The 12,739-nt window shown below is 62.1% G+C and carries 21 protein-coding genes and 1 pseudogene; 12 read left to right on the top strand and 10 right to left on the bottom strand.

The window, feature by feature from the left end:
• Positions 1 to 67: 67 nt before the first annotated feature.
• From rpsR to QYQ98_RS08935, 6 genes are all read right to left on the bottom strand, one after another.
• Positions 68 to 316 carry a 30S ribosomal protein S18 gene (rpsR, locus tag QYQ98_RS08915; protein WP_087116263.1) on the bottom strand — a complete coding sequence of 83 codons (249 nt, stop codon included), beginning with the start codon at positions 314 to 316 and terminating at the stop codon, positions 68 to 70.
• Positions 317 to 334: 18 nt separating this feature from the next.
• Positions 335 to 640, bottom strand: a complete 306-nt coding sequence (rpsN, locus tag QYQ98_RS08920) for a 30S ribosomal protein S14 (protein WP_076599275.1) — start codon at positions 638 to 640, stop codon at positions 335 to 337.
• Positions 641 to 642: 2 nt separating this feature from the next.
• Positions 643 to 807, bottom strand: coding sequence for a 50S ribosomal protein L33 (gene rpmG, locus QYQ98_RS08925; protein ID WP_012359793.1), 165 nt, complete (start codon positions 805 to 807; stop codon positions 643 to 645).
• Positions 808 to 810: 3 nt separating this feature from the next.
• Positions 811 to 1,047 (bottom strand): 50S ribosomal protein L28, encoded by a 237-nt coding sequence (rpmB, locus tag QYQ98_RS08930; RefSeq protein WP_302006503.1) that lies wholly within the window; start codon positions 1,045 to 1,047, stop codon positions 811 to 813.
• A 227-nt stretch (positions 1,048 to 1,274) separates the two neighbouring features.
• Positions 1,275 to 1,433: a hypothetical protein gene (locus QYQ98_RS10095; RefSeq protein ID WP_367881628.1), complete on the bottom strand. Its 159-nt coding sequence runs from the start codon at positions 1,431 to 1,433 to the stop codon at positions 1,275 to 1,277.
• Positions 1,434 to 1,518: 85 nt separating this feature from the next.
• Positions 1,519 to 2,433: an SLC13 family permease gene (locus QYQ98_RS08935; protein WP_302006504.1), complete on the bottom strand. Its 915-nt coding sequence runs from the start codon at positions 2,431 to 2,433 to the stop codon at positions 1,519 to 1,521.
• A 143-nt stretch (positions 2,434 to 2,576) separates the two neighbouring features.
• Here QYQ98_RS08935 and QYQ98_RS08940 point away from each other — a divergent pair, with 143 nt between their 5' ends.
• The 7 genes and pseudogenes from QYQ98_RS08940 to QYQ98_RS08970 all read left to right on the top strand — a co-directional run bounded on the left by QYQ98_RS08940 (position 2,577) and on the right by QYQ98_RS08970 (position 5,908).
• Positions 2,577 to 2,849, top strand: a complete 273-nt coding sequence (locus QYQ98_RS08940; RefSeq protein ID WP_302006505.1) for a type B 50S ribosomal protein L31 — start codon at positions 2,577 to 2,579, stop codon at positions 2,847 to 2,849.
• 24 nt (positions 2,850 to 2,873) lie between these two features.
• Positions 2,874 to 3,047 carry a 50S ribosomal protein L32 gene (rpmF, locus tag QYQ98_RS08945; protein WP_302006506.1) on the top strand — a complete coding sequence of 58 codons (174 nt, stop codon included), beginning with the start codon at positions 2,874 to 2,876 and terminating at the stop codon, positions 3,045 to 3,047.
• Positions 3,048 to 3,122: 75 nt separating this feature from the next.
• Positions 3,123 to 3,403, top strand: a pseudogene (locus QYQ98_RS08950) (response regulator); the annotation flags it as partial.
• Between the two features lie 179 nt (positions 3,404 to 3,582).
• Complete coding sequence (locus QYQ98_RS08955; protein ID WP_302006508.1) at positions 3,583 to 3,762, top strand: hypothetical protein; 180 nt, start codon at positions 3,583 to 3,585, stop codon at positions 3,760 to 3,762.
• Between the two features lie 205 nt (positions 3,763 to 3,967).
• Positions 3,968 to 5,098 carry a S1C family serine protease gene (locus QYQ98_RS08960; RefSeq protein ID WP_302006509.1) on the top strand — a complete coding sequence of 377 codons (1,131 nt, stop codon included), beginning with the start codon at positions 3,968 to 3,970 and terminating at the stop codon, positions 5,096 to 5,098.
• A 51-nt stretch (positions 5,099 to 5,149) separates the two neighbouring features.
• Positions 5,150 to 5,716 (top strand): molybdenum cofactor biosynthesis protein B, encoded by a 567-nt coding sequence (locus tag QYQ98_RS08965; RefSeq protein ID WP_302006510.1) that lies wholly within the window; start codon positions 5,150 to 5,152, stop codon positions 5,714 to 5,716.
• A gap of 6 nt (positions 5,717 to 5,722) precedes the next feature.
• Entirely contained in the window at positions 5,723 to 5,908 is a 186-nt protein-coding gene (locus QYQ98_RS08970; RefSeq protein ID WP_302006512.1) for a hypothetical protein, read from the top strand.
• Here QYQ98_RS08970 and mscL read toward each other — a convergent pair.
• The 3 genes from mscL to QYQ98_RS08985 all read right to left on the bottom strand — a co-directional run bounded on the left by mscL (position 5,905) and on the right by QYQ98_RS08985 (position 7,667).
• On the bottom strand, positions 5,905 to 6,318 hold the full coding sequence (gene mscL / locus QYQ98_RS08975; RefSeq protein ID WP_302006513.1) for a large-conductance mechanosensitive channel protein MscL: 414 nt from the start codon (positions 6,316 to 6,318) through the stop codon (positions 5,905 to 5,907). The genes QYQ98_RS08970 and mscL overlap by 4 nt on opposite strands.
• 125 nt (positions 6,319 to 6,443) lie before the next feature.
• Positions 6,444 to 7,061 carry an SAF domain-containing protein gene (locus QYQ98_RS08980; RefSeq protein ID WP_302006515.1) on the bottom strand — a complete coding sequence of 206 codons (618 nt, stop codon included), beginning with the start codon at positions 7,059 to 7,061 and terminating at the stop codon, positions 6,444 to 6,446.
• 3 nt (positions 7,062 to 7,064) lie between these two features.
• Complete coding sequence (locus QYQ98_RS08985) at positions 7,065 to 7,667, bottom strand: 5-formyltetrahydrofolate cyclo-ligase (RefSeq protein WP_302006516.1); 603 nt, start codon at positions 7,665 to 7,667, stop codon at positions 7,065 to 7,067.
• Positions 7,668 to 7,695: 28 nt separating this feature from the next.
• Here QYQ98_RS08985 and QYQ98_RS08990 point away from each other — a divergent pair, with 28 nt between their 5' ends.
• From QYQ98_RS08990 to QYQ98_RS09010, 5 genes are all read left to right on the top strand, one after another.
• A complete protein-coding gene (locus QYQ98_RS08990) occupies positions 7,696 to 8,664 on the top strand; it encodes a UTP--glucose-1-phosphate uridylyltransferase (protein WP_302006517.1) in 969 nt (322 codons plus the stop codon).
• An 8-nt stretch (positions 8,665 to 8,672) separates the two neighbouring features.
• Complete coding sequence (gene glp / locus QYQ98_RS08995; protein ID WP_302006518.1) at positions 8,673 to 9,932, top strand: gephyrin-like molybdotransferase Glp; 1,260 nt, start codon at positions 8,673 to 8,675, stop codon at positions 9,930 to 9,932.
• A 2-nt stretch (positions 9,933 to 9,934) separates the two neighbouring features.
• Positions 9,935 to 10,588: a GNAT family N-acetyltransferase gene (locus QYQ98_RS09000; protein ID WP_302006519.1), complete on the top strand. Its 654-nt coding sequence runs from the start codon at positions 9,935 to 9,937 to the stop codon at positions 10,586 to 10,588.
• 113 nt (positions 10,589 to 10,701) lie between these two features.
• On the top strand, positions 10,702 to 11,724 hold the full coding sequence (gene glpR / locus QYQ98_RS09005) for a gephyrin-like molybdotransferase receptor GlpR (protein ID WP_302006520.1): 1,023 nt from the start codon (positions 10,702 to 10,704) through the stop codon (positions 11,722 to 11,724).
• 46 nt (positions 11,725 to 11,770) lie between these two features.
• Entirely contained in the window at positions 11,771 to 12,286 is a 516-nt protein-coding gene (locus QYQ98_RS09010; protein ID WP_302006522.1) for a hotdog fold domain-containing protein, read from the top strand.
• Here QYQ98_RS09010 and QYQ98_RS09015 read toward each other — a convergent pair.
• Positions 12,273 to 12,692 carry a DNA-3-methyladenine glycosylase I gene (locus QYQ98_RS09015; protein ID WP_302006524.1) on the bottom strand — a complete coding sequence of 140 codons (420 nt, stop codon included), beginning with the start codon at positions 12,690 to 12,692 and terminating at the stop codon, positions 12,273 to 12,275. The two genes, QYQ98_RS09010 and QYQ98_RS09015, sit on opposite strands and share 14 nt — an antisense overlap.
• Positions 12,693 to 12,739: the final 47 nt, after the last annotated feature.

Consider the following 12,739-nt stretch of genomic DNA (forward strand, 5'->3'; position numbering starts at 1 on the left):
CCCCGCCTCCGAATAAAGGAGACGGGGAGAAATGTCGAACTCTACGCTGTCATCGTCAACCGGTTCTTTAGCGGCTGGTGAACGGCAGCAGAGCCATCTCGCGCGCGTTTTTCACAGCGGTAGCGACTTGGCGCTGCTGCTGCGGCGTCAGGCCAGTGACGCGACGCGAACGGATCTTGTGGCGGTCGGAGATGAACAGACGCAAGGTCTCAATGTCCTTGTAGTCCACAGCTTCGATGCCCTTGGCCTTGAGCGGGTTCTTCTTCGGGCGGCGGGACTGCTCCATCCGCACCTTGCGGTTGTTATTGCGCTTCATGTGTATGCACTCCCTTGCTTACCACGAGGACTTGCGGACGCCCGGCAGCTCACCGCGGTGGGCCATCTCGCGCATACGGACGCGGGAAAGGCCGAACTTGCGGAGGTAGCCGCGGGGGCGGCCGTCGTGCGAGTCGCGGTTACGTACGCGAGCCGGGGAGGCGTCGCGCGGCTGACGGTTGAGCTCGAACTGAGCCTCGAGACGGTCCTCGTCGGACGTCTCCGGGTTGCGGATAATCGCCTTGAGCTCCTGACGGCGCTCAGCGTAACGCTCGACGATCTCCTTGCGCTTCTCGTTCTTAGCGATCTTGGACTTCTTCGCCATTCTTATCGCTCCTCGCGGAATTCAACGTGCTTGCGCGCAACCGGATCGTACTTCTTCAAAGTAATGCGGTCCGGGTTGTTGCGCTTGTTCTTACGGGTGACGTAGGTGTAGCCGGTGCCCGCGGTGCTCTTGAGCTTGATGATCGGGCGGATATCGTTACGTGCCATGAGCTAGATCTTCTCCCCTCGGGCGCGGATCTGAGCGACGACGGACTCGATGCCGTCACGGTCGATGATCTTCAGACCCTTGGTGGAAACGTTGAGCGTGATGGTACGGCCCTCAGAGGGCAGGTAGAAACGCCGCTTCTGCACGTTGGGGTTCCAACGGCGCGAGTGGCGGCGGTGCGAGTGAGACACGGTTTTGCCGAAACCCGGCTTTTTTCCCGTGACCTGGCAATGTGCCGACATGGTTACTTCTTTCTCCTAGCCGCTTGCAAACTCGGAGACTATGAGGTGGACGCCGCGCTCGGGGCTGATTACAGGCCGGAAGTGTGAGGATGGCCGTGGTGCTCGAGGGCGTCGCAAGTCACCGGTTGACTAAGCGTAAACGTGTACTTCGACAACAGCGAGAGTAAACAATACACGCGCGACGTTCCATTTCATAATCGCTTTCATGCTTATCGACGAGTTCCCCATCACCCCGCCACCATGAGCGCCCCGAGAGGAACCGCGACGGCGAATGGCGCGAGTAGAGCTCCCCGTCGGACCACATCTTTCCAGGGAATTTGCACACCGGCCCGGCGTAGCTGGTCGTGCCACAACAGCGTGGCCAAAGAAGCCCAGGGAGTGACCACCGGTCCGCAGTTGACCCCTACTAATAGGGCGATGATCTGCCGTGGGGTGTCGGCCGCCGGTTCAAGGAGGGAATAGGCCGGAAGATTATTTGCCGTGAAGATTATTTGCCGTGTTGGCGGCGAGGGCGCCCGCGGCGGCAATCGGCAACAGGCCCGAGATATTCAACTCCAATCCCGCTGCGATGGCGGCGGTGGCGCCGAAGGAAAAAGTCGCCGCAAGGGCAACGGAGAACCAAGGCACCAAGCCTTCGCCACGGCGCAGATGGCCGGCGGTCGCGTACAGCACTGCTGCGGCCAGTGTTCTCACGGCCCAATAGGGAATAGGGGAGAGCAACGCCGGGGGAAGCAGCGCAAGCACGATGAGTGCGATCTGCAGGGCGGAACCGTGGTCGCCTGATCCCACGCTTACGGGCGGTGTCGCTGGCTCACCTTTATCCCTTATGTACGCAATCCACGACGCGGCAATGGCGACGAGCAGTGCCGCGCCCGCCGGTGCCGCAGCAAGGCGAATGAAATCGGCCTCGGACGCGAATTGGTGAGAGCCAGCGGCGAGCAGGTTGGTCAGGTTCGACACCGGAAGCAGCATCGAGCCGAGGTTCGCGATCCACATCACGGCGAACGCCACCGGCACCACCTTCAGACCATTCCGGCGTGCGAGGGCTACGGCCATCGGGGTGATCATGATCGCCGTGGTGTCGAGCGACAGGAAGATCGTGCAAACGGCCGCGATCCCGACAATGCCGCCCCACAGCGCCCGCTGCGAGCGGGTCCATTTCTCCAGTCCGCGGGCAATGGCATCGAATGCTCCGGCGGACGCGGCGAGATTCACTGTCACGGACATGCCCGCCACAAAAAGCAGGACCGGGGCGAGCCGCCGCGCGACGCTCGCCAGCTCTCCTGGAGCGGAGACAGCGAGGAAGGCCGCGCTGGGAATCAGCGCGGCAGCGCACAGTGACCAGCGCAGCAGGCCCTGCGGAAGCGATTTCGGGAATGTGTCCATCACCTGTACTATGTATCAAGTTGTCTGATCAGGCGTATTTGTCCTGCTTGGATGAAAGACCATTTTCGCACCCAACTCAGGCACGATCCGGGGGGCAGTCCCGTGAACCGACCTGAAGTATCAATCCTGAGGGAAACGAAGAGATGAAGAAAGATATTCACCCCGATTACCACCCGGTGATCTTCCAGGACGCAGGCACAGGCCACCAGTTCCTGACCCGTTCCACCGCGACCTCCGACCGCACCGCACAGTGGGAGGACGGCAACGATTACCCGCTCATCGTCGTCGACGTGACTAGCGAGTCCCACCCGTTCTGGACCGGCGCACAGCGTGTCATGGATACCGCTGGCCGTGTCGAGAAGTTCAACCGCCGTTTCGGCGGTATGGCCCGCCGCAAGAAGAAGTCCGCCAACTAAGAGCGGTAAAGGAGGAAAGTCACCATGGCAACACCGAAGTTCCGCAAGTCCCGTTCGAACACGCACCACCGCCGTTCGCAGTGGAAGGCAGACAACGCCGAGCTGCAGGAGGTCAAGATCGACGGTCAGACCGTGCGTATCCCGCGCCGCTTGATCAAGGCCGCAGAGCAGGGCCTGATCGACGTCGAGCAGTTCTAAGCGCTGATTAGCCGGCTATCCTTCCGGGGTAGCCGGCTTTTCGCATGTCTTGAGCAGATTGTCTTGATGGGTGCCATGAAGGTTCCGGTGGTCGACGATGAACAGGCAGTGCGCGAGTCTCTCCGGCGCTTGTTGAAATTCAACGGGTACGACGTGATTTTGGCGGAAGACGGGATCCAGGCGCTGGAAATGATCCGCAACGAACGACCTGATCTGACCATCCTTGATGTCATGATGCCGCGGCTCGACGGCCTTGGAGTGCGCCGCGGATTGCGTTCGACGGGCTATGACAAGCCGATTCCCATGCTCACAGCACGGGTGGGGTTGCAGAGCGGGTCGCCGGTCTCGACGCTGGCGGACGGCGTACCTTTACGTCCGGGCCGCAGTTCTCTCGTCCGCGGCGGAATCGCGGCTCTTGTCGGTGCCGGTGTTTTCACTGCGGTTGGGACTACTGCTGCGCTGTACTATTTCGTGGTCTTCAGCGCCATGGAGGAGCACGAGCTCAGCGCGTTGGGCTCCGCGGACAGTTGCCCTGATGGATTCCGTACTTACTGAAGCTGTCACGCGCGTGCAACGCCGCCGCCCCGATGTGAAGTTCATGTTCCGGGCGGACCCGTGGATCGTGGATGCGAATCGGGCGGCTTTGTCCCGTGCCCCGTCAATCTCCTCGACAACGCGGCGAAATGGTCGCCGCTTGGTGGTGTGGTGCGGGTGACGCTGCGCGCCGAGCAGCTAATGCTCACAGTGATCATTCAGGAACTACTACGATGGGGGCAGACTTGAAAAGAGAGCCGGCACAGCGTCGAAGAGGAAAATAACCGATCATGACAACTCCGGAATATCCTGCCAACTCCCAATTCGGCGGTCCAGTCACCCCGCCACCTTACGGGGAACCGCAACCGTACAATGAGCAACCTCCCGTGCAAGCAGCTCCGCAACGCAAGCGGGGAGTGGGAGCTGTAACGGCGATCGCCCTCTCGCTCGTCACCGGCCTGGTTTCGGGTGTGGCGGGTGGCTACGTCGCCGGTTCGATCGCCGGGAGTGCGAAGGAGACCGCGCAATCGACGAACATCGGTGCCAGCGACAACGACAATGCGCTGGAAGCGCCTGTGAAACCCGATAAGGCACAGGCAGCAGATGGTTCGGTGGAGAAGGTCGCAGAATCTGTCCTGCCAGCTGTCGTGTCCATTGAGGTGGCCACGCGCACGAGCGGGGCAGAGGGCTCCGGCTCCATCATCAGCTCCGATGGCAAGGTTCTCACGAACCACCACGTTGTCGCGGAAGCAGCGGGAGTAGGTGCGCAAATGCAGGTCACGCTTAACGACGGCACGAAGCACCCCGCCACTTTCATTGCCTCCGATGTGAACACTGATATCGCGGTGATCCAGATTGAAGGTGTGAAGGACTTGCCGACGATTCAATTCGGTGATTCTGACAGCCTGGCCGTTGGGCAGCCGGTCGTGGCAGTCGGATCGCCGCTCGGACTGTCGGCGACGGTGACGACAGGTATCGTCTCCGCCCTCAATCGCCCGGTGCGCGCGTCGCAAGGGGGAGGAGAGAGTTCCCTGATGGACGGCATTCAGACTGATGCCGCGATCAACCCCGGAAACTCCGGTGGGCCGTTGGTGGACATGAATGGACACCTCATCGGCATGAACTCCGTCATTGCCTCTCTCTCGCAAGGCCAGTCTGGCGAAGCTGGTTCTATCGGCCTCGGCTTCGCCATCCCGTCCAATTTCGCGCGGCGCGTTGCGGAGCAACTCATCAACGAGGGCAAAGCCCGGCAACCGATGATGGGGGTCGAGGTGGATATCCGCCAGGCCTCCGGCGGAGCTTTGGTGAGCAGAGTGCAGCCGGGCAGCCCCGCAGAAAAGGGCGGATTGCGGCCTGGGGACGTGGTCACACGCATCAACGACCGGCCGATCGAGTCCTCCGATGCACTTGTGGCCGCGACCCGTTCGTTCGATTTCGGTGAGACCGTTCAACTCGAAGTGGAGTCGCAGGGATCTGATGAGACGAGAACGGTAGAGGTGACCCTCAGTTCCGAGTAGATTTTCTAAGTAGCGAAATCCGCCATAGCCACAGTCACGAGGAGCCCGGCCATGTCTAACACTATCGACGCTTTAGACCTCCATGAGCCCGACGAGGCTTACCTGCTCGCCTCCGAGGCGGAGGTAGAGTTGCCGGCTCAGCCGTGTGCGCTCGCAGTGTTGATCAGCGACCATAAACGGGGTGGCGCCATCGCCGAGGGATCTGATCAGCTGGTCTTCGAACTCTTGCAGGAAATGGGCTACAAGGTCGATGGTGTCGTGAGCGTCAAGTCCAAGAAATCCGAGATCCGCAAGGTCATTGAGACCGCGGTGGTGGGTGGCGTGGACCTCGTGGTCACCATCGGGGGCACCGGTGTCGGGCCACGCGATAAGGCACCGGAGGCCACTCGCGCGGTGATCGACCAGCTGGTTCCGGGTGTCGGCCAGGCGGTGCGCTCCTCCGGCCAGGCGTGCGGTGCCGTGGACGCGTGCACGTCGCGCGGCATCTGCGGTGTCTCGGGTTCTACCGTCGTGGTCAATTTGGCACCGTCTCGCGCCGCGATCCGGGACGGCATGTCCACCATCGCGCCGCTGGTGGCACACCTCATTAGCGAGCTGCGCAAGTACAGCGTGCAGTAGCGTCACATGGCACCGCGGGAGCGGCGTCGGACGAAACGCATTTCCGACGCAGATTACGACAGAAAAGCGGACCGCCCGCATACCGGACGGTCCGCTGGGGACGGCGAGAGGTTCGTCGAGCTGGATGACGCTTTGACGGACGACACACCGTTGGATTACGCGGCGGAAAAACCGCCGCACTATGGCGACTAACCCTTGATCTGCGGGTTCTTGCCTTCCGCGAGAAGGTCGCGGATCTCGGTGAGCAGCTCCTGCTCGGTCGGGTCCACGGCATCCGGGTCGATGCCCTTGCGGCGCTTCTGCTGCTCGTCCAGCTTGTTCATCGGGGCGACGATGAGGAAGTACACGACAGCAGCGATCAGCAGGAAGTTGATGATGGCGGTGAGCAGGGCACCGAAGTCCATGAAGGTGGCGTCGTTGTCCGGGATGACGTTGAAGCCGAGGGGGGAGAAGTCGACGCCGCCGACGGAGTTGATCAGCGGGTTAATGAGGTTGTCGGAGAACGCGGTCACGATAGCGGTGAATGCGGCACCGATCACAACACCGACTGCGAGGTCGATGACGTTTCCGCGCATGATGAAGTCTTTAAAGCCTTGGAGCATGAGGGTCCCTCCTAATGGGGGTCGAAAAAGTTTAATGCCGGTGAAAAGTTACTACAGCGACCTCGATAAAGCCATCTCCGCGTGCTCAAGTTAGTGGAAATGTCAGCGGGAATTTCCCTGATATACTAAGAGGCGACCGCTATCACCACTGCAAGGGCCGATGTAAGGGATGCGGCTGCGACTGCTGCAGCGTCCCCGTGACGCAACAGGAGGAGCACGCTCGAGCTGTTCTCATCCTCCGGGGTTCCTGCCAGAATCACGATTCCGGAATCGGCGACCGTTTGCGGAGAACCGTCTCCGGCTGTGACTACAGAGACGTGGTCCCCGTGATGGAGCATCGGAATGATGTCGGGTTCAGCGAGCTTGACCGGGACCATGGTGTATTTTCCCGCATCATCTCCGACGAGGGCGCGCGTGAGGTCGGGGCCGATCAGGCGGGTGGGCGCGACTACCTCCCCTGCCGAGGCGTGTGAAGCCACGATCTGCCCTTCCACCGCGTCGACGGAGGTGAGTGCTGCCGGCGGTGAGACCTCCTCCGGCAGCGGCCTCAGGTCGACATCGCTGTTTGCGAGGACAGTGCCCGGTTGGACATCGCGGGCGAATACAACCACGCGCGGGTCGGAACTAGCTCGATTGAGTAGAGCACTCAGCCCTGCGCAGAGCACGAGCACGACGGCGGCGCCCCTGCGCAATGCGACGGCTCTTTTGTAACCGGGGGTGCGGAGCAGGTCAATGAAGTCCATGCCTTATTGGACTGCGGGACCGCCCGTTCCGGTTCCCAACCGAATGAAGCCTGTCTGTGTCACGGCCCCGCCCACTGGATGGTCGTGAGATTCGAAGGGCAGTGTCTCATGTACCTCGTGGTCGTAGACGAGTGCCACGATGGGGCATTCCACCCCGTCGAGGGCCCGGTCGTAATAACCGGCACCCTGTCCCAGACGTACGCCAGAACGGTCTACACCGAGCGCGGGAACGATAACGGCATCGCATGGAATGGCACTGAGGCGGGGTTCACCCGGTCCCTCAGGTTCCAGAATTCCGTACTGAGCTCCCTTGCGCAGTGCACCGTCAAACCGCCCCCAGCGGAGGTCTCCTTCCCGCGGGGTGATGGGGAGCCAGACCTCATGGTGCTCCGCCAGCGCGGGGACGAGGTTCGGCCCGCCCGGCTCACCGGGGAGAGGGGAGTAGGCTGCCACTCGGCAGGGCTCCCCGAGCCAGGCGAGGAGGTGGGATACCACCGCGGCGTCGATAAGCGAATGCTCCGCTGATGCGCGACGACGCCGCGCTTCAGCACGAACTTCTGCCTTGGAAACGGACTGCTGGTTTGCGGAGTGGCCTACACCTGACACGAGATTATTGTAGGTAGACTACTCATTCATGCAGAATCCTGACCAGAGCCCGCACGCTGCCGATTCCCGCGCCAGTGTGAAGACGGTCGTTGTGCCTGCCGCCGGTATGGGGACGCGTTTCCTTCCGGCGACGAAGACCGTTCCGAAAGAACTGCTGCCTGTCGTGGACACTCCGGGCATTGAGCTGATCGCTGAGGAAGCAGCTCAATTGGGCGCGCACCGGCTGGCAGTCGTGACCGCGCCGGGCAAGGGTGAGGTCATGGGCCACTTCGGTGATTTTGAGAATCTCCGCTCCACGCTGCTGGCCCGGGGAAAGCAGGAGCAGGCGGACAAGGTTGCCCGTGCCGCCGAAATCATCGCCGCGGAGGCCGTGGTGCAGGAAGAGCCCCTCGGTCTGGGGCACGCGGTGGGCTGTGCCGAGTCCATTCTCGACGACGATGAGGATGTCGTGGCCGTGATGCTTCCGGATGATTTGGTGTTGCCCACCGGTGTCATGGAGAAGATGGCGGATGTGCGGGGGAAGCTCGGTGGGTCCGTGCTGTGTGCTTTCCAGGTCAGCCCGGAAGAAGTGTTCAACTATGGTGTCTTCGACGTGCGCGAGGTCGACGCCGATTTGGGCGTGGATGCCGCGAAGGTCAAGCGTGTTGTGGGGATGGTGGAAAAGCCGGATCCGGAGGACGCGCCGTCCACCTTTGTGGCAACGGGACGTTATCTTCTCGACCGCGGCATTTTCGACGCGCTCCGCCGCATCACTCCGGGCAAGGGCGGGGAATTGCAGCTGACGGATGCAATCGAGCTGATGATCAACGAGGGCCACCCGGTCCACGTTGTTGTTCACGACGGTAAGCGCCACGATTTGGGTAACCCCGGCGGCTACATTCCCGCGAACGTTGATTTCGGTCTACGCCATGAGAAGTACGGGCCGGCGCTGTATAAAGCGATCAAGCAGATCGTCGCGGATTTTGAGACGGAGAACCCGCAGCTCCGGACCCGGTAGGAGGGACCATGCGTAGTGTCGACGACCACCTCGCCCTGATTCTCGATGCGACGATGAGGCCCGAGCCGATTCGCATCGGCATCACCGACGCGCTCGGCCTCATGTGCGCAGAAGAGGTGCAGGCGAATGCGCCGCTGCCCGGATTCTCCCAGGCGGCAGTCGACGGTTACGCAGTCCGTGCTGTCGACGTCGGTGGCGGCAAGAGCCTCGGCCAGCGCGAGGACGCGCCGGTGCACGACGCATCGCTTCCAGTGGTGGGTGAAGTTGCCGCGGGGTCGCAGAAACCGCTGCGGCTTCAGCCGCGTCAGGCGGTACGCGTCGCCACTGGTGCACCCCTGCCCACACTCGCCGATGCGGTGCTCCCCCTCGAATGGTCCGACCGCGGACGGAAGCGAGTTACCCCGCACCGCCCGGTCCGCTCGGGAGACTTCATCCGGCGTGAGGGGGACGATATTCAGCCGGGCGACATTGCGGTACGTTCCGGGGCAGTTTTGGGTCCCGCCCAGATCGGCCTGCTCGCCGCCACCGGCCGCGGCAAGGTGCTGGTCTATCCGCGGCCGCGCGTGACCGTGATGTCCTACGGTCTCGAGCTCGTCGACATCGACCGCAAACCCGGTCTGGGGCAGGTTTTCGACGTCAGCTCCTACGCTGTAGCATCCGCTGCGAAAGATGCCGGCGCAGAAGTCAACCGGGTGGGCATCATCAATGCGGAGCCCCGCCGTCTGAAGGAACAATTGGCTGTCCAGGCCCAGAAGAGCGAGTTTCTGATCGTAACTGGTGCTGTCGGCGGATCCAGCGCAACACCGATCCAGAATGCGTTGGGGGAACTGGGGGACATCGACACCACGCGCGTGGCCATGCATCCGGGTTCCGCGCAGGGCTTCGGCCTGATAGGGCAGGACCGCATCCCGGTGTTTCTGCTGCCGTCGAACCCCGTCAGCGCGCTCGTGGTGTTCGAAGCCCTAATCCGCCCCGCCATTCGCACCTCGCTGGGGAAACGTGTTCCCACCCGCCGCGCGGTGAAGGCGCGGTCGCTTGGCCCGCTCGAGTCGATTCCGGGACGCATCGGGTTCATCCGTGCCCGGCTCATGCGCGACGCCGAAACGCACGACTATCTTGTCGATGGAATCGGGGGATTGTCCGGCAGACCGGCGCACCTACTGGCGGGGCTCGCGGAAGCGAACGCGATTATCCGCATCCCGGCCGACGTGACTGAAGTGCGCCCCGGTGACATCGTGGATGTTCTTTTTCTCCAGCAGCGAGCCTAGGCATGTTCAATTTCTTCGGCCGGGCTAGCCACCCCGGCTGGCCCGAACACACCCCGACAGTGCACATCCCAGGGAACTCCACGATGCGGCTGCGGCCGTTGACCTCGGGCGACGGCCGAGACTGGGCCCGCATGCGCATTCACGACGAATCGTTTCTCCGGCCGGTGGAACCCACCGTTCCCGGTAGGTGGGAGGAGGCGCATTCGCCCGCGGCATGGCGGGCGAACTGGAGCAATCTGCGCCGCTTTGCAAACGACGGGATCATCGTGCCCCTCGCCATCGAGCTCGATGGGCGCTTCGTCGGCCAAGTCACTTTGGGGAATATTCAGCACGGGGCAATCGGGGAGTGCTGGATCGGGTATTGGGTGTACTCCCGCTACGCAGGCCGCGGCATTGCCACCGTCGCGTGCGCGCTCGGCGTCGACCACGCCTTCGCCAGGATCGGCCTGCACCGCGTCACTGCCACTTTTCTGCCCGAGAATCCGGCGTCGGGAAAAGTGTTGGCCAAAGCGGGCTTCCGGCCGGAGGGGTACCTCCGCGAAAATCTGCATATCGACGGAGCATGGCGCGACCACCACTTTGTCGCCCAGAATATTGATGACCTGCCGGGTTCCGCTGTGGAGCGTCTCGCGGCGCGGGGAAAACTCTGGATCTAGAAACACTGCTTCAAAAACAGAGTTGATTTCACGGCGTGGGTCCTCCATCAGCCACGATGCCGTCGTTATCCTCAGCCAGGAATACGTGCCCGAAAGCAGAAAGGCCACCTTACATGTCCGGCAGCCTCAGCCTGATCATCGTTCTCATTGTCGTAGTGTGGGCGATCGTTCTCGCGCCAATGGTGTTTGGGGACTCCAAACCGATCCGGCGTTCCGGCGAAGGCTACGACGAGACGCGTGTGCTGCACCAGGGCACCACTCCGCTCCAGGCGCGTCGCCGTCCGAAGGTGACTAAAGCGGATATCCACAGCTTCGACGAAGAGAACGATTACGAGGTTCTCGATCCAGTCGCGGATGAAGAAGAGGTGCTTATCGACGACGCTTCCTCCGGCTCCACTTCCCTGAAGAAGCTCTTCGCCCGCAAAGACGCCGTCGACGGCGAAATCGTGGAGGAAGCCTCTGATTCCGCTGCAGAAGCCGACTCCGAGGTCACAGCAGAGCAGGTCGATGAAGCTGGGGGGGTCGACGAAGCGGGGACTGTCGACGAAAAAGAGCCGGGCGAGTACGAGCTCGATGACTCTTTCCTTTCTCCGGAGGACTACGGCTACTCGACCGTCGCAAAGCTCGAAGAATCGCCTAAGGTTGCGCAGGCCACCGTGGACGAGGACGAAGCGGCACCGAAGGAGCCGACGGAAGACGAGCTGGCCTTTGCCCGTGCGCGTCGTGGCCGCGGGGGCTGGGACCCGGAGACCGCCAAGCGTGTCCGTGAGGACCGCTTCCGCCGCCGGCAGCGCACCCTGCTCGGGCTCGTGGTCGTCTTTGGTGTTGCTTTCGTGTTCGCAATCGTCTCCGGAGGTTGGGCGTGGCTCGCTCCGGCTGCGGCGGCAGGCCTTCTCGTGTGGTACCTGACGGCGTTGCGCACGACGGTGAAGAAGGAGCGCGCGCTTCACGAACGCCGCGTGCGCCAGTTGCGTCGTGCGCGCCTTGGTGTCATTTCAGCTGCTGAAGATGCTCCGGTGCCCGCGCACATGCGTCGCCCGGGAGCTGTCATTGTGGAAGTGGACGACGAGAGCGCGGATTTCGCCAACCTGCCCACCTACCGCCAGGAAACCGAACCGATCCGAGAAATCGCTTAGTTTTTTCGCCAATACGAGGTCGTTATACCCGGTAATATCGCCGGGTATGACGACCTCCTTTTCCACTCAGGTGAACACCAACCCCGGCAAATCGGCTCAGCTCTGGGAGAAGTTCAGCGACACGAAACTCAAACGCCTCCTTTTCTCCGCGTTCTATTCGGTGAAGGCCCCCTACTTCCGCACGGTGATGCCCCGCATCCAGGTCGCTGAACCGGGTCGCTGCGTCGTCCGCCTCGGGAAGTGGTGGGGCGTGCAGAACCACATCGGCACATTCCACGTCATCGCCGGACTCAACGGCGCTGAAGCAGCCATGGGGCTGCTGTGCGAGGTGACGGTGCCGGACACCCACCGTTGGATCCCGCGCGGCATGCGCGCTGACTACCCTGCGAAGTCCACGGGTGGGCTCACCATCACCGCGACCGCTGACTTCCCCGAATTTGAGACGATCACGCGTGAGACCGGTGGCCAGCTCGTCACCATCAACTGCGAGATTGTCGACGATGCGGGCGTGGAGCCGATCACCGCGGAGATCGATGTCTGGGTCACCGCTAAGAAGAAATAAGCATCTCGATCATTCCGTCCATCGTCTTTGGCCCGATGTAGACGAAACCCAACGGCCGCAGGTAAGCGGTGAGCGATAGGCCGTCTCTGAGATTATCCGTTTCGAGGAACCAGTTGATCAGTTCCGAGAGAGACTGGTTATAGTGCTCCCGCATGGCGATCGTGGCTTGGGCGTTTGTCACCACAGCGTTGATTTTGCGCCGGTTACGGATGATGTCGGGGTTGTCCATGAGGTACTCGATATCCTCGTCGTCGAATTCAGCGACGATGTCCGGATCGAAATCGCAGAAAACTTCCCTCAAGGCGTCGCGCTTCTTCTCGATCAGGCTCCAGGACAAGCCGGGGAGAAAGACTTCGAGGCTAAGCAGTTCGAATGCGTGCGTGTCGTCGATAAGCGTTGTTGTCATACCTTCTTTGACTGCCGTCACCGCCTCAAAGGTTCCACGTTGTAGTC

This window comes from Corynebacterium sp. P3-F1, from assembly GCF_030503635.1.
In the GTDB taxonomy this organism is placed as follows: Bacteria; Actinomycetota; Actinomycetes; order Mycobacteriales; family Mycobacteriaceae; genus Corynebacterium.